General features: G+C 29.8%; 14 protein-coding genes and 1 other RNA gene. All 15 read left to right on the top strand.

Going from position 1 to position 23,597, the window contains the following annotated elements:
• The first annotated feature begins 3 nt into the window (after positions 1 to 3).
• The 15 genes from murA to MKD41_RS04290 all read left to right on the top strand — a co-directional run bounded on the left by murA (position 4) and on the right by MKD41_RS04290 (position 23,536).
• The gene (murA, locus tag MKD41_RS04360; RefSeq protein WP_240244218.1) at positions 4 to 1,311 is read left to right on the top strand and encodes a UDP-N-acetylglucosamine 1-carboxyvinyltransferase; all 1,308 of its coding nucleotides are present in this window, start codon (positions 4 to 6) and stop codon (positions 1,309 to 1,311) included.
• Positions 1,312 to 1,516: 205 nt separating this feature from the next.
• A complete protein-coding gene (locus MKD41_RS04355) occupies positions 1,517 to 2,062 on the top strand; it encodes a nucleotide exchange factor GrpE (RefSeq protein WP_240244217.1) in 546 nt (181 codons plus the stop codon).
• A 65-nt stretch (positions 2,063 to 2,127) separates the two neighbouring features.
• A complete protein-coding gene (gene dnaJ / locus MKD41_RS04350) occupies positions 2,128 to 3,264 on the top strand; it encodes a molecular chaperone DnaJ (RefSeq protein ID WP_240244216.1) in 1,137 nt (378 codons plus the stop codon).
• Positions 3,265 to 3,421: 157 nt separating this feature from the next.
• Positions 3,422 to 3,724: RNase P RNA component class A (gene rnpB / locus MKD41_RS04345), an RNA gene on the top strand.
• 231 nt (positions 3,725 to 3,955) lie between these two features.
• A complete protein-coding gene (locus tag MKD41_RS04340; RefSeq protein WP_240244215.1) occupies positions 3,956 to 6,733 on the top strand; it encodes a bifunctional aconitate hydratase 2/2-methylisocitrate dehydratase in 2,778 nt (925 codons plus the stop codon).
• 164 nt (positions 6,734 to 6,897) lie between these two features.
• A complete protein-coding gene (locus MKD41_RS04335; RefSeq protein ID WP_240244214.1) occupies positions 6,898 to 9,162 on the top strand; it encodes an aconitate hydratase in 2,265 nt (754 codons plus the stop codon).
• 373 nt (positions 9,163 to 9,535) lie between these two features.
• Complete coding sequence (gene glgA, locus MKD41_RS04330; RefSeq protein WP_240244213.1) at positions 9,536 to 10,738, top strand: glycogen synthase; 1,203 nt, start codon at positions 9,536 to 9,538, stop codon at positions 10,736 to 10,738.
• 30 nt (positions 10,739 to 10,768) lie between these two features.
• On the top strand, positions 10,769 to 12,031 hold the full coding sequence (locus MKD41_RS04325; protein WP_240244212.1) for a glucose-1-phosphate adenylyltransferase: 1,263 nt from the start codon (positions 10,769 to 10,771) through the stop codon (positions 12,029 to 12,031).
• A gap of 29 nt (positions 12,032 to 12,060) precedes the next feature.
• A complete protein-coding gene (locus MKD41_RS04320) occupies positions 12,061 to 13,998 on the top strand; it encodes an alpha-1,4-glucan--maltose-1-phosphate maltosyltransferase (protein WP_240244211.1) in 1,938 nt (645 codons plus the stop codon).
• A gap of 8 nt (positions 13,999 to 14,006) precedes the next feature.
• On the top strand, positions 14,007 to 15,635 hold the full coding sequence (locus MKD41_RS04315; protein ID WP_240244210.1) for a trehalose synthase: 1,629 nt from the start codon (positions 14,007 to 14,009) through the stop codon (positions 15,633 to 15,635).
• 3 nt (positions 15,636 to 15,638) lie between these two features.
• The gene (gene glgB / locus MKD41_RS04310) at positions 15,639 to 17,546 is read left to right on the top strand and encodes a 1,4-alpha-glucan branching protein GlgB (protein WP_240244209.1); all 1,908 of its coding nucleotides are present in this window, start codon (positions 15,639 to 15,641) and stop codon (positions 17,544 to 17,546) included.
• A gap of 140 nt (positions 17,547 to 17,686) precedes the next feature.
• Entirely contained in the window at positions 17,687 to 20,086 is a 2,400-nt protein-coding gene (locus MKD41_RS04305) for a glycoside hydrolase family 31 protein (RefSeq protein WP_240244208.1), read from the top strand.
• Between the two features lie 154 nt (positions 20,087 to 20,240).
• Positions 20,241 to 20,987 carry a 3-oxoacyl-[acyl-carrier-protein] reductase gene (gene fabG, locus MKD41_RS04300; protein WP_240244207.1) on the top strand — a complete coding sequence of 249 codons (747 nt, stop codon included), beginning with the start codon at positions 20,241 to 20,243 and terminating at the stop codon, positions 20,985 to 20,987.
• A 46-nt stretch (positions 20,988 to 21,033) separates the two neighbouring features.
• Complete coding sequence (locus tag MKD41_RS04295; RefSeq protein WP_240244206.1) at positions 21,034 to 23,061, top strand: VWA domain-containing protein; 2,028 nt, start codon at positions 21,034 to 21,036, stop codon at positions 23,059 to 23,061.
• 91 nt (positions 23,062 to 23,152) lie between these two features.
• Positions 23,153 to 23,536 carry a hypothetical protein gene (locus MKD41_RS04290; RefSeq protein ID WP_240244205.1) on the top strand — a complete coding sequence of 128 codons (384 nt, stop codon included), beginning with the start codon at positions 23,153 to 23,155 and terminating at the stop codon, positions 23,534 to 23,536.
• Positions 23,537 to 23,597 lie beyond the last annotated feature (61 nt).

Below are 23,597 nucleotides of genomic sequence, written 5' to 3'. Positions count from 1 at the left end.
AAAATGGCAACATTTGTAATTGAAGGAGGAAATAAGTTAAGCGGAGAAATTACACCTCAAGGAGCAAAAAATGAAGCATTACAAGTAATTTGTGCTGTTTTATTAACTAAAGAAAAAGTTACAATTAGTAATATTCCAGATATTAGAGATGTTAACAAACTAATATTTATTCTTGGAGAATTGGGTGTGAAAATTGAAAAAATTGCAAGTGACACCTATACTTTTCAAGCAGATGATTTAAATTTAGAATATTTAGAATCAGAAAAATTTAAACAAGATGGTAGCTCTTTAAGAGGTTCTATTATGATTGTTGGTCCATTATTAGCTCGTTTTGGAAAAGGTTATATTCCTAGACCAGGAGGAGATAAAATTGGAAGAAGACGTTTAGATACTCATTTTGACGGTTTTATAAAATTAGGAGCCAAATTTAGATATAATAAAGACGAAAAATTTTATGGTGTTGAAGCTAAATTTTTAATAGGTGCAAATATGCTGTTAGATGAAGCTTCAGTTACTGGAACTGCAAATATTGTAATGGCTGCAGTAATGGCTAGAGGTATTACTACAATTTATAACGCCGCTTGCGAACCATATTTACAGCAACTTTGTAAAATGTTAAATAGTATGGGAGCCAAAATTACAGGAGTTGGTTCTAATTTACTTACTATTGAAGGTGTAACAACTTTAAATGGCTGTAATCATAGAGTTTTACCAGATATGATTGAGATTGGTAGTTGGATTGGTATGGCAGCTATGACAAAATCTTCAATAACAATTAAGAATGTAAGCTGGGATGATTTAGGATTAATTCCACGAGTTTTTCAAAAATTAGGAATTAATTTAGAAAGAAAAGGAGACGATATTTTTATTCCAGAACAAAATAGTTACGAGATTCAAGACTTTATAGATGGATCTATTTTAACAATATCTGATGCTCCTTGGCCTGGATTTACTCCAGATTTATTAAGTATTGTGTTAGTTATTGCTACACAAGCAAAGGGAAGTGTCTTAATTCATCAAAAAATGTTTGAAAGTCGCTTGTTTTTTGTAGATAAGTTAATAGATATGGGTGCAAAAGTTATTTTATGCGATCCACATAGAGCTACCGTAATTGGTATGAATCATGAATCAAGTTTAAAAGGAACTGTTATGACTTCTCCAGATATTAGAGCCGGAATTTCGTTATTAATTGCAGCATTATCTGCTAATGGAACAAGTACCATACATAATATTGAACAAATAGATAGAGGTTACCAAAATATAGATGAACGTTTGCGTGCAATTGGTGCCAAAATTACTAGAGTAGCATAACTTGCTAAAATTTAAAAATACCACTCCGTAAAGTTTAATATTTTACGGAGTTTTTTTTTAATTTAATTCAATCCTTCAATTTTTTAAATCTTTTAATTATTAAATTTTTCAATAACAAATACAGTCAAATGTCATAATGTCATAATTTTATAAATTGGCAATACTTTTGCTTATAATTTAGTTGATAAATTTTTTAGATGAAATTATGAGCACAAAGAAAGATTCAAAAGAAGAAAAAGAAATCCTAGATAAAGAGAAAACTCAACAAGAAACTCAAGAAGCCCAAGATACTAATGAAATAAGTGTTGAAGAGCAGTTAAAACTTGAAGTTACTGAAGAAAAAGATAAATTTTTACGATTGTTTGCAGAATTTGAAAATTATAAAAAACGTACATCAAAAGAGCGTATAGAATTATTTAAGACTGCCAATGAAGATTTAATGACAGTTTTACTGCCTATTTTAGACGATTTTGACAGAGGTTTATCTGAAATAAAAAAAGCAAAAGACAAAGCTCTTTTAAAAGGCATGGAACTTATCAAAAATAAGTTTTATGATACTTTAACTAAAAAAGGTTTAAGCCATATTCAAGTTGAACAAGGAGCTATTTTTGATGTTGATTTACATGAAGCTATTACTCAAATACCTGCACCTTCTGAAGATTTAAAAGGAAAAGTAATAGATGTTGTTGAGCAAGGCTATAAATTAGGAGATAAAATAATAAGATACCCTAAAGTAGTAATAGGGCAATAAAAGTATACAGTAACAGTAAACTTTAAAAATTAAAACTGAAACTGATAACTGAGATTTAATAAAATATGGCAAAGCAAGATTATTACGAAATATTAGGCATTTCAAAAAATGCAACCTCTGCAGAAATAAAGAAAGGATATAGAAAGATGGCAATTAAATACCATCCAGATAAAAATCCAGGAGATAAAGAAGCTGAGGAAAACTTTAAAAAAGCAGCAGAAGCTTATGAAGTTTTAAGCGATGAAAATAAAAGAGCTCGTTACGATCAATATGGACATGCAGCTTTTGAAAACGGCGGCGGTGCCGGTGGTTTTGGAGGCGGAGGAATGAATATGGATGACATATTTAGTCAGTTCGGAGATATTTTTGGAGGCGGTGGCTTTGGTGGTTTCGGCGGCGGTGGCTTTGGCGGTGGATCTAGAGGCAGAGCACGTGTTAAAGGAAGTAACCTAAGAATTAGAGTAAAACTTACTCTTGAAGAAATAGCCAGTGGTATAGAAAAGAAAGTAAAAGTAAGAAGAAAAGTACAAGCAGCCGGTGTAACTTTTAAAACTTGTACAACTTGTAATGGTTCTGGACAAGTAATGCGAGTTACTAATACTATTTTAGGAAGAATGCAATCAGCTTCTACCTGTCCAACTTGTCAAGGAGCAGGAGAAGTACTTGATAAAAGGCCTAAAAATGCAGATGCTCAAGGTTTAGAACAAAAAGAAGAAACCGTTTCAATAAAAATTCCAGCAGGTGTAACAGAAGGTGTTCAATTAAAAGTGAACGGAAAAGGAAATGCGGCTCCTGGAAATAATGCAATAGATGGAGATTTAATAGTTGTAATTGAAGAAATTACACACGATACCTTAAAACGTGAAGGTACCAATCTGCATTTCGATTTATATATTAATTTCTCTGAAGCTATTTTAGGTGCAGATAAATTTATAGATACTGTTACTGGTAAAGTAAAAATTAAAATTGAACCAGGAACTCAATCTGGAAAAATATTGCGTTTAAGAGGTAAGGGATTACCGAGTATAGATCATTATGGAAACGGAGATTTATTAGTACATGTAAATGTATGGACTCCACAAAATATTACAAAAGAGCAAAAAGCATTTTTTAGTAAAATGAAAGATGATGAAAACTTTACACCAAACCCTTCTAAATTCGATAAATCATTTTTTGAAAAGGTTAAAGATATGTTTTCATAAAAAAAAGCAGTAATAATTTTATTACTAACAAAATTTAAATATATTTGAAGTGTTATTAGTGAAATACCTAATAACACTTTTTCTTTTTCATAGCAATTTTCCCACTCAAACTTTGAGTGGGTTTTTTTATACCAATTTATAATGTATTTTTGCAAAAAAAGTAGGTCGTCTTATCGCTTTAATTTTATTAAAGAGGAAAGTCCGGACACCATAGAGTAGCATAGCGGATAACATCCGTCCAACGTAAGTTGAGGACAAGTGCAACAGAAAGCAAGTACAGTTCGGCTGTAGTGAAACCAGGTAAACTCTATGCGGTGAAATGCCACGTATATTGAAATTTTAAAGTTACTCGCTTTATTTCAAGGGGTAGGCAGCTCGAACTATAAAGTAATTTATAGTCTAGATAAATGATAAGAGCTTTTTTAAAGAACAGAATCCGGCTTATAGACCTACTTTTTTTATTATATTCTTAATTGCTATAACGTTTTCGGAGACTTAATTTTTATATTTAAAATAAATAGCGATTTAATAATACATATATGTAAAAATATAGCAGATATTACAAACGTGTTTTTAAAATAATCATTTTTTGTAACTTCGCCTGATTAAAAAATTATAAACTAAAATTAATAAAATATTGTTTTGATATTGAAAAAATCAAAAATATTACATTCAAATTTATAGAAATATTATGAACACTTATAAAGATTACATTGAGCAGATTGAAGCAAGAAAGGAGCAAGGACTGCATCCACAGCCTATTGATGGAGCTGAGTTATTAAGCGAAATTATTGAACAAATAAAAGATGTAGATAATAAATATAGGGAAGATTCTCTTAACTTTTTTATCTATAACGTGTTACCAGGAACAACAAGTGCTGCAAGTGTAAAAGCTATATTTTTAAAAGAAATTATATTAGAAGAGGCTGTAGTTGAAGAAATTACACCTGATTTTGCTTTTGAACAATTATCTCATATGAAAGGTGGTCCATCTATTGAAGTCTTATTAGATATAGCCTTAGGTGAAGATCTTTCTTTAGCAAAGCAAGCTGCAGATGTTTTAAAAACACAAGTTTTTCTTTATGAGGTAGATACAGATAGATTAGAAAAAGCATTTAATAATGGTAATGAAATAGCTAAAGAAATTATAGAAAGTTATGCTAAAGCAGAATTTTTTACAAAACTTCCAGACATTCCTGAAAAAATAGATGTGGTTACATTTATTGCTGGAGTAGGAGATATTTCTACAGATTTATTATCACCTGGTGGTGATGCACATTCTAGATCAGATAGAGAATTACATGGGCAATGTATATTTGAACATAATAAAGAAAAGCAAAACGAATTATTGGAATTGCAAAAACAACATCCAGATAAACGCGTAATGCTTATTGCTGAAAAAGGTACAATGGGAGTTGGTTCTTCTAGAATGTCCGGTGTAAATAATGTAGCACTGTGGACAGGTATTAAAGCGAGTCCGTATGTACCATTTATTAATATTGCTCCAATTATTGCAGGTACAAATGGAATTTCTCCAATATTTTTAACAACAGTTGGTGTAACTGGTGGTATTGGTATTGATTTAAAAAATTGGGTAAAAGTAAAAGATGCTGAAGGAAATACTTTAAGAGATGAAGTAGGAGAACCAATATTAGAAGAAGTTTATTCTGTTGCAACAGGAACTGTACTTACCGTTAATACTAAAGAAAAAAAATTATATAATGGAGATAAAGAATTAATGGATATTTCTGATTCATTAACTCCACAAAAAGTAGAATTTATAAAAGCAGGTGGTTCTTATGCAGTTGTATTTGGAAAGAAATTACAAACATTTGCTTCTAAAGTATTAGGAATTGATGTTATTCCAGTATATGCTACTTCAAAAGAAATTTCTATTGAAGGTCAAGGTTTAACTGCGGTAGAAAAAATATTTAATAAAAATGCCGTTGGTACAACTCCAGGAAAAGTATTACATGCAGGTTCTGATGTCCGTGTTGAAGTTAATATTGTAGGTTCTCAAGATACTACAGGTTTAATGACTTCACAAGAGTTAGAAATGATGGCTGCAACTATTATCTCTCCAATTGTTGATGGAGCATACCAATCTGGTTGCCATACAGCATCTGTTTGGGATAATAAATCCAAAGCAAATATTCCAAGGTTGATGAAATTTATGAACGATTTTGGTTTAATTACAGCTAGAGATCCTGAAAATAAATATAAACCTATGACAGATGTTATTCATAAGGTTTTAAACGATATTACAGTAGATGATTGGGCAATTATAATTGGTGGAGATTCGCATACAAGAATGTCTAAAGGTGTTGCTTTTGGAGCAGATTCAGGAACAGTAGCCTTAGCACTTGCAACTGGTGAAGCATCAATGCCAATCCCTCAATCGGTAAAAGTTACCTTTAAAGGTGAAATGAAAAGTTATATGGACTTCCGTGATGTTGTTCATGCAACACAACAACAAATGTTATCTCAATTTGGAGGTGATAATGTTTTCCAAGGTAGAGTTATTGAGGTTCATATTGGAACACTTACCGCAGATCAAGCATTTACATTTACAGATTGGACTGCTGAAATGAAAGCAAAAGCCTCTATTTGTATTTCTGAAGATGATACGTTAATTGAATCGTTAGAGATTGCTAAAAGCAGAATACAGATTATGATTGATAAAGGAATGGATAATAAATTAGAAGTTCTGAAAGGATTAATTGCTATTGCAGAAAAAAGAATTGCAGAGATTAAATCGGGTGAAAAACCTGCATTAACTCCAGATGCAAATGCTAAATATGCAGCAGAAGTTGTAGTTGATCTTGATAAGATTATTGAACCAATGATTGCGGATCCAGATGTGTATAATGAAGATGAATCTAAAAGATACACACACGATACTATTAGACCTCTATCTTATTATAAAGGTACTAAAACAGTGGATTTAGGATTTATAGGTTCTTGTATGGTTCATAAAGGAGATATGAAAATACTAGCTCAAATGTTAAAGAATGTTGAAGAGCAACAAGGAAAAGTTGAATTTAAAGCTCCTTTAGTGGTTGCGCCTCCTACATATAATATTGTAGATGAATTAAAAGCCGAAGGAGATTGGGAAGTTTTACAGAAATATTCTGGATTTGAGTTTGATGATAGTGATCCAAAAGCTTCAGCTCGTACAAAGTATGAGAATATGTTATACCTAGAACGTCCAGGTTGTAACTTATGTATGGGTAACCAAGAAAAAGCGGAGCCTGGTGATACTGTTATGGCTACTTCAACACGTCTTTTCCAAGGAAGAGTTGTTAAAGATTCTGGTGAGAAAAAAGGAGAGTCTTTACTTTCATCAACACCTGTAGTAGTAATTTCAACAATTTTAGGAAGAACTCCTAATTTAGAAGAATATGAAGCTGCAGTTGCTGGAATTAATTTAACTAAGTTTAAACCTTCACATAAATTACTCGTTAAATAATTTCGATATAAACTAATTATATTACAAAAGCCTGAATTAATATTCAGGCTTTTTTATGTAGTTAAAATTCGTTGTTTATTTTTAACATTAAGTAAAGAAATATATTTTTTTAATCATCTAATTATTTTGTATATTAGAAATTGAATTAAAATTATATAAATATTATGGCTTTTGATATTAAAATGATTAAAGAAGTATATGCCCGCATGGCAGAACGTGTAGATATTGCGCGTAACAAAGTAGGGAAACCTTTAACTTTAGCTGAAAAAATATTATACAATCACCTTTGGGATGGCAATGCAGCCAAGGGATATATAAGAGGGAAAGATTATGTAGATTTTGCTCCTGATCGAATTGCTTGTCAAGATGCAACTGCTCAAATGGCATTATTGCAATTTATGCAAGCTGGTAAAAATAAAGTAGCAGTACCAACAACAGTTCATTGTGATCATTTAATACAAGCAAAACAAGGAGCTAATTTAGATTTAAAACGCGCCAATGATGTAAGTAAAGAAGTGTTTGACTTTTTAGCGTCAGTATCTAATAAATATGGAATTGGTTTTTGGAAACCAGGAGCAGGTATCATTCATCAAGTTGTTCTAGAAAATTATGCTTTTCCTGGGGGAATGATGATAGGAACAGATTCACATACTGTAAATGCAGGTGGATTAGGAATGGTAGCTGTAGGAGTAGGAGGAGCAGATGCAGTTGATGTAATGGCAGGTATGGCTTGGGAGCTTAAATTTCCGAAACTTATTGGTGTTAAATTAACTGGAAAATTAAATGGTTGGACTTCTGCAAAAGATGTTATTCTTAAAGTAGCTGGAATTTTAACTGTAAAAGGAGGAACTGGTGCTATAGTAGAGTATTTTGGTGATGGAGCAAAAAATTTATCTTGTACAGGTAAAGGAACTATATGTAATATGGGAGCTGAAATAGGAGCAACTACATCTACTTTTGGCTATGACGCTTCAATGGAACGTTATTTACGTGCTACAGATAGAAATGAAGTTGCTGATGAGGCAAATAAAATAAAAGAATATTTAACTGGTGATCCAGAAGTTTATGCGGAACCAGAAAAATATTTTGATCAAGTAATAGAAATAAATTTAGACACATTACGCCCATATTTAAATGGACCATTTACACCTGATTTAGCAACACCTGTAGGAGAATTAGGTGCTAAGGCTAAAGCAAATGGTTGGCCAATTAAAGTAGATTGGGGTTTAATAGGTTCTTGTACAAATTCTTCTTACGAAGATTTATCTCGTGCAGCTTCAATAGCAAAGCAAGCTGTTGATAAAAAATTAGTTACTAAGGCCGATTTTGGAATTAATCCAGGTTCAGAACAAGTTCGCTATACAGCTGAAAGAGATGGAATTTTAAAAGTTTTTGAGGATTTAAATGCAACTATATTTACAAACGCTTGTGGCCCTTGTATTGGACAATGGGATAGAAGTGATTTAAAAGGTGAAGAAAAAAACACGATAGTACATTCATTTAATAGAAACTTTTCAAAACGTGCAGATGGAAATCCTAATACACATGCGTTTGTAGGATCTCCAGAAATGGTAGCTGCAATTGCAATTTCTGGGCGTTTAGATTTTGATCCAATGAATGATACACTTATTAATGAAGATGGGGAAGCTGTAAAATTAGATGAGCCAAAAGGACTTGAGTTGCCTCCATTAGGTTTCGATGTTAAAGATTCCGGCTATGTAGAGCCTGTAAAAGATGGTAGTAATGTAGAAGTTTCTGTAAGTCCTACTTCAGAAAGATTACAATTATTAACTCCTTTTGAACCAATTGGTAATGAGATTAGAGGTGCAAAATTATTAATTAAAGCCTTTGGAAAATGTACAACAGATCATATTTCTATGGCAGGGCCTTGGTTGCGTTTTAGAGGACATTTAGATAATATTTCTAATAATTGTTTAATTGGAGCTGTTAATGCTTTTGGTAAAAAAACAAATTTTGTAAAAAATCAGTTAACAGATGAATATGGAGGTGTTCCAGATGTAGCTCGTGCTTATAAAGCAGCCGGTGTTAAATCTATTGTTGTAGGGGATCATAATTATGGAGAAGGTTCGTCAAGAGAACATGCTGCAATGGAGCCAAGACATTTAGGTGTTGCGGCGGTAATTGTAAAATCTTTTGCACGTATTCATGAAACAAACTTGAAAAAGCAGGGTATGTTAGGACTTACTTTTGATAATGAAGCAGATTATGATTTGATTCAAGAAGATGATGTATTTAATTTTATAGATTTAAATGAATTTTCACCAGAAAAACAATTGACTTTAGAAATAGTACATGCTAATGGCTCTAAAGATGTAATTAAGCTAAACCATACGTATAATCAAAGTCAAATAGATTGGTATAACGAAGGTTCTGCATTAAACTTAATAAAAAAAGAAAATCTAAAATAGTATACAAATGATTTTTAGATTTATTTAATCCTAAAAAAAGACGTGTAATAACGTCTTTTTTTATAGTATAATTCCAAAAAAAAGAGTTGTTTTTAGAAAAAAAACTTATAAATCATTGAAAAACAATGTAAAGCAATTTATGTAACAACGTTTTCCAAAATATTATAAATATTATCTAAATTTTTTGTAACTTTTTTGTTCAAAAGAACAAGGATAAATTAAGTGATAAATTAGTTAAAATACTTTATATTTATTGATTGAAAAAGCTATGTTAAAATTTGATTTTCTCTCATTAAAAATTGCTTATTCATTCGGAAATTAAAAAAACTAAAATTTTAAAAACATATAAAAAATATTATTTGAAACTAAATTTATGAAAGCATTATTTTATACAAAAGAATTTCCTCCTTACGTTTATGGTGGAGCAGGAGTAGTTGTTGAATATTTAGCCAATGAGTTAGAAAAATTAATGGAAATTGATATAAAATGCTTTGGTGATCAAGATTCAAGTTCAGGAAACATGAGTGTTAAAGGTTTTCCTTATAATAATGAAGTATTTGAACAATCAGATGATAAATTAAAAGCAGTATTTAATAGTTTAAATACGTGTCTTCATATGAACGCTGAATTTGATGCAGACATTGTTCATTGTCATACATGGTATGCCCAATTTGCAGGAATAGTTGCAAAATTATGTTATGGAGTACCATTGGTAATTACAACACACTCTTTAGAACCCCTTAGACCTTGGAAAAGAGAACAACTAGGTCATGGTTATGAAGCTTCATCTTGGATTGAAAAAACGGCTATTGAAATGGCAGACGCTGTAATTGCTGTTTCTAAGGAAACAAAAGAGGATGTTTTAAAATATTTTGATGTTGAAGATGAAAAAGTAAAAGTGATTTACAATGGAATAAATTTAAAAGAATATATTGTTACTTCTAAAACATCAACATTAGAACGTTTTGGTATAGATGCATCTAAGCCATATGTGCTTTTTGTAGGTAGAATTACAAGACAAAAAGGAATAATACATCTAGTAAATGCAATAAAATATATTGATCCAGAAACACAGATAGTGCTATGTGCAGGAGCTCCAGATACTCCTGAAATTGCAGAAGAAATGAAGGCAAGTGTTAGTGAAGTAAAAAAAACAAGAGAAAATGTTAATTGGATTGATGAAATGTTACCAAAAAAAGAGGTGATTCAATTGTATTCTCACGCTACTGTATTTTGTTGTCCTTCAATTTATGAACCATTTGGAATTATAAATGTAGAAGCTATGGCTTGTAATACAGCTGTGGTAGCAAGTGCAGTGGGAGGAATTAAAGAAGTTGTTGTAGATGGTGAAACTGGTATTTTAATTCCTGTAGAACAACAAACAGAAGCTCCGTTTGAACCTGTAGATTCAGATAAATTTGCAAGAGATTTAGCAGAAGGAGTAAACACTGTAATTAATAATAAAGAATTACGTGAAAAAATGGAAATTAATGGTAGAAAAAGAGTTGAAGAACACTTTGATTGGGCTGCCATTGCAGTTCAAGTTGAGGCACTGTATAAATCATTAATTAAATAAAAAAAATATTTAAACTATAAAGAAAAAGTTATGTCAAAACAAAAAGTTTTATCCATTATTTTAGGGGGAGGTCAGGGATCGAGATTGCATCCATTAACAGAAACACGCTCAAAGCCAGCAGTACCTATAGCAGGTAAATATAGATTGGTAGATATTCCAATTTCAAATTGTATTAATTCAAACATAAAACAAATGTATGTTTTAACGCAATTTAATTCTGCATCTTTAAATAGACACATTAAAAACACCTATCATTTTAGTTTTTTTAGTTCTGCTTTTGTTGATGTATTAGCTGCTGAACAAACACCAGGAAATAAAGGATGGTTTCAAGGAACCGCAGATGCAGTACGTCAAAGTATGCACCATTTTTTAAGACATGATTTTGATTATGCTTTAATTTTATCTGGAGATCAACTGTATCAAATGGATTTTGAAAAAATGGTGAAAGCCCATGTAAAAGCAAAAGCCGCTATATCAATTGCTACAATTCCTGTAAATGCTAAAGACGCAACATCTTTTGGAATTTTAAAAGCTGATGATAATAATAGAATTACATCTTTTATTGAAAAACCTGATGCATCTTTATTACCTGATTGGACATCAGATGTAAGTGATGGAATGAAAGCTGAAGGAAGAAATTATCTAGCCTCTATGGGTATTTATATATTCAATAGAGATTTATTAGTTGAGTTAATGAAAAATCCAGATACTATAGATTTTGGAAAAGAAATTATACCACAATCTATTGAAGACCATTTAACGTTAAGCTATCAATATGAAGGTTACTGGACTGATATTGGTAATATAGATTCGTTCTTTGAAGCTAATTTAGGATTAACTGATGATTTTCCTAAATTTGATTTATACAGTAGAGAAAAACGTATTTATACACACGCCAGAATGTTACCTACAACAAAAATTTCAGGTACAATTTTAGATAAAACTGTTATTGCAGATGGTTGTATAATTAATGCAGGCAAAATTGAACATTCTGTTATTGGTGTACGTTCAAAAATTGGAGAAGAATCTACAGTAATAAATACTTATATGATGGGTAGCGATTTTTATCAACCATTAGAAGATATTTTAAATGAAAATATTGTATCAATGGGTATTGGAAATAGGTGTTTTGTTAAAAATGCAATCTTAGATAAAAATTGTTGTATAGGTGATGATGTAAGAATTAGTGGTGGTCCACATTTAGAAGATACAGAAAACGATATTTATGCTATTAGAGATGGTATTGTTGTTGTTAAAAAAGATGCTATAATACCAAACGGATTTACAATTTAATTCAAATTAGATATTAATTAATTTTTTATATGCAGAAGAATCAAAGAAGAGTTTTAATTGAAAATATTACACCTCAATTAAATAATGGAGATTTTCAAATAAAACGTGTTGTAAATGAAATTGTTACTGTTAATGCCGATATATTAGCAGATGGACATGATATTATTGCTGCAGCAGTACTTTACAAGCACGAAAACTCTAAAAAATGGAATGAAGTAAGAATGCAGCCAAGAGATAATAATTGGCAAGCTTCTTTTACGGTTGAAAAACAGGGCTTTTACTCGTACAAAATTATTGGATGGGTAGATTATGCCTTAAATTGGCAACATGGAATACATAGAAAAATTGACGATCATCAAATAGTACATTCTGAATTATTAGAAGGTATAGACTTTTTAAAAAAATGTAGTAAAAAAGGAACAGCTTCAGAAAAAAAATATTTAAAAAATTTAATAGAAATATTTGCAGATACTTCAAAATATAATGAAGCTATTCATGAAGCTATTAGTAATAAATTACAAACAATATTTTTAAAATATCCAGAAAAAAAATTAGTAAATACATCTAAAGAACTTAAGGTTTATGTAGATAGGTTAAAGGCAAGGTTTAGTACTTGGTACGAGTTTTTTCCACGTTCTGCTTCACAAAAAGATAATGTGCACGGTACATTTAAAGATTGTGAAAAGTTATTACCTAAAGTGTTAGAAATGGGGTTTGATACCTTGTATTTTCCACCTATCCATCCAATAGGAGAAGTAAATAGAAAAGGAAAAAACAATACAACTGAAGCCTTTGAAGGAGATGTAGGTTCTTGTTGGGGAATTGGTTCTAAAGATGGTGGACATAAAAGTATTAATCCGCAGTTAGGTACCTTAAAAGATTTTAAAGCTCTTGTTAAAAAAGCCTCGAGTTTAGGAATAGAAATAGCCATGGATTATGCGCTACAAGCTGCTCCAGATCATCCTTGGGTTAAAGAACACCCATCTTGGTTTAAATGGAGACCAGACGGAACGGTTCAATATGCTGAAAACCCTCCAAAAAAATACCAAGATATTTTACCAATTTATTGGGAAAGTGAAGATTTTAAAAGTCTGTGGAATGAGTGTTTAGACACCTTATTTTATTGGATTGATTGTGGAATTAGAGTCTTTAGAGTAGACAATCCGCATACAAAACCTTTTTATTTTTGGAATTGGATTATTTCAGAAGTAAAATCTAAATATCCAGATGTTTTATTTTTAGCTGAAGCGTTTACAGCCCCAAAAATAATGCAACAGCTAGGTAAAGTAGGCTATACACAATCGTACACATATTTTACTTGGAGAAATAATAAACACGAATTAACTGAATATGTTGAAGAATTAACTAAAACAGATCAAAAAGAGTATATGAGACCTAATTTTTGGCCAAATACGCCAGATATTAATCCGTTTCATTTACAAGGTGCAAACGAATCTAAATACATACAACGCTATGTTTTAGCAGCAACATTGAGTTCCAATATTGGAATTTACGGACCTGTTTTTGAACAAATGATAGATGAAGCTATTATTGGTAAAGAAGAATATTTAAATTCAGAAAAGTTTCAAATTTGTAATTACGATTGGTTTAAACAAAATAAACTAACGTCAATAATTTCAAAGGTTAATAAAATTCGTAAGAATAACACAGCATTACAACAAACTAATAATATAAAGTTTTGTACAATAAATAACGATAATTTAATTGCATTTTATAAATGGGATGACGCTAAAGAAAATGAATTATTTATTATTATAAGTTTAGATGAATACAATACCCAACAGGGTATGATGCGAGTACCATTGCATGAACTTGGAATTGGACCTGGACATCATTTAAGAGTTACTGATTTAATTACAGAAATAACATACGATTGGTATGATGAGTGGAATTTTATAAAATTGCAAACACCAATACCATTTCATATATTTAAAATAACAAAATAAGTAGTAACATGGGTGAAAATGCTATAGATTCTAACTTAGCTACGGTATATAACTTTGATGTAGCTTGGGAAGAACTGTTGGATAATAAAGATTTTTTAAAAGTCTTTCTATCTGATGTGCTCGAAAATTATATTGTTAAACAACGATGGTTTGGAGGTAAAGCTAGTAAAATAAAATATATAGAATTATCCGAGTATTTTAGAATTCAACAACATAACGAAGTTTATTTTGGATTAATTTTAGAAGTAGATTTTGTTGAAGCATTTTTTCATCATTATTTTATCCCAATTGCTTTTGTTTCAGATGAAAATTTTGCAAAAAAAGATAGAATTCTTCCTATAAGTATTAAAAATCAAGAAGGATTTATCATTGACGCTGTAAATTTAGAAGCTTTTAGAAAATTAGTTTTTGAACGCATTTCGAATGCTGAATTAATTGATAAAACAAAGGTACAATACCATAAAAGTGAAATATTTACCAATATAGAATATAAATCATCAAAATTAATGGGGTTGGAACAAAGCAATACTTCATTAATTTTTAATGATAAATATGTTTTAAAATTTTTTAGAAGAATTTTTGCTAATAAAAACCCAGATTATGAAATGAATAGGTTTTTAACAGACAAAAAAGATTTTAAAAACACACCAAGATACTTGGGAAGTATTAATCTAATTGATCAAGATGAAGAAGTTGTAACTATTGCAGTTATGCAAGAATTAATTGCAAATGAAGGTGATGCTTGGGATGTTTTTTTAAATATTATAGATACTGTTTTTGAAACCTTAGACGCTAAAAATATTGATGTTAATAATTTACCAGAACCTGAACTCTATAAAAGTTTGAAAATACATGATATTCCACATAGAATTATAGATTGGGTTGGATTAAGCATATTTTTAAAAATTAAAGTTTTAGCCAAAAGAACAGCTGAAATGCATATAAACTTAGGTTCTGAGTTTGAAGATACAGCTTTTACACCTACGCATTTTAATGGAGATTATTCTGTTTGGTTAAAAAATAGAATGATTTATCAGTTTCAAAACAGATTAAATACTATTGAAAATAATTTACATAAATTAGATGAATATAGTATAGAATTGGCTAAAGATTTATTAAGTAAAAAAAGTTTAATACGAAGTAAATTTTTAAAATTTGATTGGACTAAATTAAAAGGAGAACGCATTAGAGTACATGGCGATTATCATTTAGGTCAAATTTTAGTACAAAATGATGATTTCTATATTTTAGATTTTGAAGGTGAGCCAGAAAGCACCATTAGAGATAGGCAAGTAAAGCAACCACCAATGAAGGATGTTGCAGGTCTTTTTCGCTCTTTTCATTACGCTATTTATGCAACAATTTTTAATAATAAAGAAAAATATAAGCAGCCTCAAGCCCAATTATTTGAAGCAGCAGAATTATTATACGGATATTTTACAGGAGTGTTTTTAGGCACTTATATAAACACAGTAGAACAAGCTAATTTAAATATTGGCTATAGTCAAGAGCGTAATTTTATGCTAGAATATTGTTTATTAGAAAAAGCAATATACGAATTAGGTTACGAATTAAATTCACGCCCAACTTGGGCTGTAATTCCATTAAAAGGAATTTCAAATCTTATTAACAATTAATTTATGACAAACGTACAACCATATAGTTTATTTACCGATTTTGATATAAACCTTTTTAAAGCTGGAAAGCATTATCGTTTATACGAAAAATTTGGGTCTCATATCACCACAGTAAATGGAGTAGAAGGTGTTTACTTTTCAGTTTGGGCACCAACAGCAAATCAAGTTTCCGTTATTGGAGATTTTAATGGGTGGAAAGATGGCGAACATCGTTTAAATGTGCGCTGGGATTCTTCTGGAATCTGGGAAGGTTTTATACCTCTTGTAGAAAAAGGAATGAATTATAAATACAAAATTCATTCAAATAATAACGGTTATATATCCGAAAAAGCAGATCCGTATGCTAGACGTTGTGAGCATCCACCAAAAACAGCTTCTGTTGTTTGGGATGATAATTACAAATGGAAAGATAAAAAATGGTTGAAAACCAGAAAAGATCATAATGCAATAGATGCTCCATATTCTGTATATGAAGTGCATTTAGGTTCTTGGAAACGACATGCAACTGAAGATCGATTTTTGTCTTATTTTGAATTGGCAGATGATTTGGTATCCTATGTAAAAGAAATGAATTTTACACATGTAGAATTTATGCCAATCATGGAATATCCTTACGATCCGTCTTGGGGATATCAAATAACAGGTTATTTTGCACCAACTTCTCGTTTTGGATATCCAGACGAATTTAAATATTTAGTAGATAAATTACACGAAAATGGTATTGGAATAATATTAGATTGGGTGCCTTCACATTTTCCCGAAGACGCACACGGTTTAGGTTATTTTGATGGTTCAGAATTATATGAACATCCAGACAAGCGTAAAGGATACCACCAAGACTGGAAAAGTTTAATATTTAATTATGAACGTAATGAAGTGCGCTCGTTTTTAATAAGTAATGCAATATTTTGGTTAGAACAATATCATGTAGATGGTTTAAGAGTAGATGCGGTAGCTTCTATGTTATTTCTAGATTATTCTCGTGAAGATGGAGAATGGGAACCTAATATATACGGAGGAAATGAAAATTTGGCCGTAATTTCTTTTTTAAAGGAATTAAACGAAGAAGTTTATAAATCGTTTCCAGACGTACAAACAATTGCCGAAGAATCTACTGCATTTCCAATGGTTTCTAAACCAACAAATATGGGTGGTTTAGGTTTTGGTATGAAGTGGATGATGGGGTGGATGCACGATACGTTAGAGTATTTTAGCAAAGATCCTGTGTATAGAAAATACCATCAAAATGAAATCACTTTTAGCTTAGCTTATGCATTTACCGAGAATTTTATGTTACCTCTTTCACATGATGAAGTAGTATATGGTAAAAAATCTATTTTAGGTAGAATGCCTGGTGATGAATGGCAACGTTTTGCTAACCTTAGATTAATGTATGGCTATATGTTTACACACCCAGGAACCAAGTTATTGTTTATGGGAGGTGAATTTGGTCAACAAAATGAATGGAATTTTCAAGAGAGCTTAGATTGGCACATGTCAGAATATAAATCTCATAAAGATTTGCAAAACTTTTATAAGGAATTAAACACTTTGTATAGATCTAGGCCAGCTTTATTTGAAAAAGGATTTAGTCAAGAAGGTTTTGAATGGATAAGTTTAGATGATTCAGAAAACTCTGTAATTTCATATATTAGAAAAGGAAATAAAGAAGAAGAAAATCTAATTGTTGTTTGTAATTTTACACCAAATGTAATTGAAAAATATAGAATTGGACTTCCTTCAAAAATGAAAATAAAAGAAATTTTTAATAGTGATTATGAAAAGTTTGGAGGTAGTGGAATTAAAAATGCTAGAATGCTAACAAGCAAAGCTGTTTCGTGGAATAATAAACCATATTCTGCTGAAATTAAGTTATCTCCGTTAGGAATCGCTATTTTTGAGATAAAATAGTATAATTTTAAAAAATAACATAAATTTCACCATTAATTTTAAATATATTTAATATTAATGGTGTTTTTTTAGCAATTTATTTAGTTTTTAATATGATAAAAATTAGTAGGTTTGCACAATTAAAAAAATGAATGTAAAATATGATTTTAAGTACCGAATTAGAATATAAAGGGAATTTGTACCCTTCAAAAATAATTTTTTATAAAAAGCATGTAAATATTCTTTATTTTAAAAGTGAAAATAATGTAGTATTACAACTTACTGTTGAAAGAGATAGTGTTTTACGCTTTAGATATAGTACAACGGGTTTATTTGAAAATGATTTTTCTTACGGAATTACAATGTATGCAAGTAAAGGGTATAATCATTTAGAAATTACTGAAGATGATAAAAAATATATAATTACTACATCAAAATTAATTTGTCATATTTCTAAAGAAGATATGAGAAAATCTATATTTGATGCTAAAGATAATTCGTTAATTTTAGAAGATGAAATTGGTTTTCATTGGGAAGAAAGTTATCACTTTGGTGGAGATATAGTTAAAATGTCTTTAGCAGCACAGCAAGGTGAAAATTACTATGGCTTAGGAGATAAACCTGTAGAAAATAACTTAAAAGGGAAACGTTTTCAAAATTGGGTAACAGATTCTTATGCCTATGTTAGAGGAACAGACCCAATATATAAAGCAATACCTTTTTATACAGCATTACACAAAAATAAATCTTACGGAATATTTTTTGACAATACTTTTAAAACTCATTTTGATTTTTGTAGTGAAAAACGAAATGTGACTAGTTTTTGGGCAGATGGAGGTGAAATGAATTATTATTTTATTTATGGTCCAGAAATGAAAGATGTTGTTTCTAATTATACAGATTTAACAGGAAGACCACAACATATGCCACCTTTATGGGCTTTAGGATTTCACCAATGTAAGTGGAGTTATTACCCAGAAAGTAAAGTTAAAGAACTTGCCTCAAAATTTAGAGAATTACAAATACCTTGCGATGCTTTGTATTTAGATATTGACTATATGGAAGGTTTTAGATGTTTTACTTGGAACAAAGAGTATTTTCCAGAACCAAAAAGAATGGTGAAAGAATTGGCTGATGATGGTTTTAAAACTATTGCAATTATAGATCCAGGAATTAAAATTGACCCAGAATACAGCGTTTTTAAAGAAGGCTTAGAAAATGATTATTTCTGTAAACGTGCCGACGGACCTTATATGAAAGGAAAAGTTTGGCCTGGAGAATGTTATTTTCCAGATTACACAAACCCTAAAGTACGTGAATGGTGGTCTGAATTGTTTAAAGAATTAATTGAAGATATTGGTGTAAATGGTGTTTGGAATGATATGAACGAGCCTGCTGTTATGGACGTTCCGGGAAAATCTTTTCCAGATGATGTACGTCACGATTATGATGATAATCAGTGTAGTCATAGAAAAGCACACAATGTTTACGGTATGCAAATGGCACGTGCAACTTACCACGGTTTAAAGAAATTTAGCTATCCAAAACGTCCGTTTGTTATTACTAGAGCTGCCTATTCTGGAACACAACGTTATACATCTACTTGGACAGGAGATAATGTAGCAACATGGGATCATTTATCAATTGCAAATCAACAAGCACAACGTTTATGTATGTCTGGTTTTTCTTTTGCTGGGTCAGACATTGGTGGTTTTGCTGAACAACCAACAGGAGAATTATTTGCACGTTGGATTCAATTAGGTGTTTTTCACCCATTTTGTAGAGTACATTCTTCTGGAGATCACGGAGATCAAGAACCTTGGGTATTTGGAACCACAATAACAGATATTGTTAGAAAATTTATTGAAATTAGATATCAATTATTACCTTATTTATATTCTTCTTTTTGGAAATATACAAATGAAGGAATTCCAATTTTAAAATCGTTGGTATTATTCGATCAAAAAGATCCGCATACACATTATAGAAATGATGAATTTATTTTTGGAGAAAAAATATTAATTTGTCCAATTTTAGAAGCAAATTCTAAAGGAAGACGTATGTATATTCCTAGAGGAAAATGGTATAATTTCTGGGACAATACAATTGTATCTGGAGGTGAAGAAAAATGGGTTGATGCAGATATTGATAGTATGCCAATTTTTGTTAAAGAAGGCGCAATTATACCTAAATATCCTGTACAACAATATGTTGGGGAAAAATCAATAGATCAATTAGTGTTAGATTTATATTATAAAGAAGGTAAAGAAACTTCTGAAGTTTATGAAGATGCACACGATGGTTATGATTATAAAAAAGGAAGATATAGTTTAAGAAACTTTACACAAGTTGGTAAAGAAGATTCATTAACAATTCAACAATTTAAGTCAGGGAAATATATTTCACCATATAATACTTTTAAAATAAATATTCACGGGTTACCATTTAAAATACAAAAAATTGAAATTGATAATGAAGAAATTGATATTTCTAACATTAATGGTAATGTTACATTTGAAGTTACTAAAGAATTTAGAGAAATATACATTACAAGTGAATAATATCAATTTAAAATTATAATATATCCTTATTTTAAAATATTAAATTTAGATATTTATACTAAAGAATTAAAGAGACTGTTTAAAAAGCAGTCTTTTTTATATCAATTATGTATATTTGATTCATAATTAAAATCACTATTAAAAATTAAAAAGAATGAAACTTTTAGATAATAAAACAGCTTTAATAACTGGAGCAACTAGGGGAATAGGAAAAGGTATTGCTCAAGTTTTTGCTAAGCAAGGAGCAAATGTAGCTTTTACATACAGTTCTTCTGTAGATGCAGCTATTGCTTTAGAAAAAGAGTTAGAAACTTATGGAGTAAAAGCGAAAGGTTACCAATCTAATGCTGCTAATTTTGATGCAGCACAAGAATTGGCTGCAGAAGTTTTAAAAGAATTTGGAACTATTGATATTTTGATAAATAACGCTGGAATTACAAAAGATAACTTGTTAATGCGTATTACTGAAGATGATTTTGATAAAGTTATTGAAGTTAATTTAAAATCTGTTTTTAATTTAACAAAAGCTGTAATTAGACCTATGATGAAGCAACGTTCAGGTTCTATTATTAATATGAGTTCTGTTGTTGGATTAAAAGGTAATGCCGGTCAAACTAATTATGCCGCTTCTAAAGCTGGTATTGTAGGGTTTTCAAAATCTGTGGCCTTAGAATTAGGTTCTAGAAATATTAGAAGTAATGTAATTGCTCCTGGTTTTATAGAAACTGAAATGACAGCTAGTTTACCAGAAGATACAGTTAAAGAATGGAGAAATTCAATTCCATTAAAACGTGGTGGTACTCCAGAGGATATAGCTAATGCCTGTGTGTTTTTAGCTTCAGATATGAGCGCCTATATAACCGGACAAACATTAAGTGTTGATGGAGGAATGTTAACCTAATTAAAATCTGAAAATTGAAGCTTATACTAAAAATGCAAGATAATTAATGGAAACAGTAACTATATTACTTATTATTTTAGCTGTTTTAGCTGCTTTATTTTTAGCATTCTTTCAATATATATTTAAAAATAAAGAGAAAAGCCAATTGAATTATTGGCTTTCTTTTTTGCGTTTTTTAAGCGTTTTTACACTATTATTATTAATTATTAATCCTACATTTAATAAGAATAATATCACAATAGAAAAACCGAATTTAGTTGTTACAATAGATAATTCAGCTTCAATAAAATATAACTTACAAGTTGAAAATGTAGAGAATTTGGTTCAAAAATTAAAAAACAATGCTGAACTAAATGCTAAATATACTATTGATTACTATACTTTTGGAACAAATTTAAACACATTAGACTCTTTAAGTTTTAATGAAACTAATACAAATATATCAAAACCATTTTTAGAGTTTTCTAACTTATATAAAACAAAAATTAATCCTGTTGTATTAATTACTGATGGAAATCAAACAGTAGGTAATGCTACTGAATTTATAAATTATAAAAGCCCTGTATTTTCTTATATAGTAGGAGATACAACTATTTTTGAAGACATATCAATTAGTAGGTTAAATATTAATAAGTATACCTACATAAATAATAAATTACCCGTAGAATTATTTGTTAATTATACAGGAGATAAAACCATATCAAAAAAACTAACTGTTTTTGATAAAGATACCAAAGTGTATTCCAAAATTTTAAATTTTTCTTCAACAGAAAATGTTCAAGAAATTTCTTTTTATTTAACTACTACAACTGTTGGAACACACTATTATACTGCAACCATTGAAGCTTTAGAAAATGAGCAAAACACCTTAAATAATACTAAAAATTTTAGTATTAATGTTATAGAAGAAGTTGCCGAAATTTTAGTTTTAACTTCTGTAACGCATCCAGATTTAGGAATGTTTAAAAAATCTATAGAAAGTAATAAACAACGTTCTGTAACTATAAAAAACATCAATGATTTTAACGGTGATTTATCTAATTATCAGTTGGTTATATTGTATCAACCAAATAATCTATTTAAATCAGTGTTTTCTGATATTTTAACTAAAAAAACAAACTATTTAGTAGTTTCTGGACTTGCTACAGATTGGAATTTTTTAAACAACAATCAAAACGATTTTAAAAAAAATGTACTTTCACAGTCTGAAGAATACCACCCACAATTTAATTTAAATTATGCGAGTTTTATAAGTTCAGATATAGGTTTTTCACGCTTTGCACCTTTAGAAGATTATTTCGGTGAAATTACTTTTTCAAATCCAACAAATACATTGTTATTTCAAAAAATAGGTGCTATTGAAACCGAACAACCTTTATTTGCAACCTTTCAGAAAAACAATCAAAAAGGAGCTGTTTTATTTGGTGAAAATAGTTGGAGATGGAGAATGGATAGTTTTGCTTCAACTAAAACTTTTGAGATATTTGATGGTTTTATATCGAATCTAGTGCAATATTTATCTTCAGACTTAAAAAATAACAAACTAAATGTTAAAGTAAATCCATTGTACTATGCTAATGAAACAATTAGAATTTCAGCAAGTTATTTAGATGATAATTATAATTTTGATGCTAGGGCTAAACTTTGGATCTCTATTACAAATAAAGAGAAAAATTTCAGCAAAAAGGTTCCTTTTTCGGTATTTAACAACCAGTTTAATATAGAATTGACAAATATACCTTCTGGAGAATATGAGTATTCAGTTACGGTTGAAAATCAGAAACATACAGCATCTGGAAGTTTTAAAATAGTACCTTTTGAAATAGAACAACAATTTACAAATTCTAATTATAAACAGTTAGAAATGCTGTCAAACAATACAGATGGAACATTATATTTTACAGATAATTCTGAAAAAATTATAGCAGATTTAAAAGTAGATGAACGTTTTAAAAGTATTCAAAAAAATAAGTTAACCAAAACTCCTTTAATTAACTTTAAGTGGCTGTTAGCCTTAATTTTACTGTCACTTACTATAGAGTGGTTTTTACGCAAATATTTTGGAAAAATTTAGATTATAGATTTTATTGATATAGCTATAATAAATATCTTATAAAAGAAAATTTAATTATGCATATCTTTTATTAAATTTATAATTGTAAATTATGACTAGAATTTTAGCAATCATATTATCTTTTACCATTTTACTTCAAAGCTTTAGCTTTGATTTAGATGACATCAATAAGATTCCTGCGCTAGTTGATCATATTTCTTGTCATTTAAAAAGTGGAGATAGTTTTTCCGAATTTATTGCAATGCATTATGGAGGAGAGGTTACTAATCACGAACAAGACCATAAAGAGCATAAAGAATTACCTTTTAAACACCATCATTCAGATACACATTTTCAATTAATTTATTTAATTTGTAATAATAATTATGCTATAGAAAATGGTATATTGATAAATACTTCTGAAAACTTTACTTATAAAGAACCATATACTAGCCTTTTAGTAACTACAATCTTTCAACCACCAAAAATAGCATAATCAATTTCGTTTTGTAAATAAAATAGGTAATTAAAATTTTAATTGCCTCACTTATAAATTA

It is taken from the genome of Lutibacter sp. A64, assembly GCF_022429565.1.
GTDB lineage: Bacteria > Bacteroidota > Bacteroidia > Flavobacteriales > Flavobacteriaceae > Lutibacter.
The sequence above is the reverse complement of the archived record's forward strand: the minus strand, read 5'-3'. Positions and strand labels throughout refer to the sequence as shown.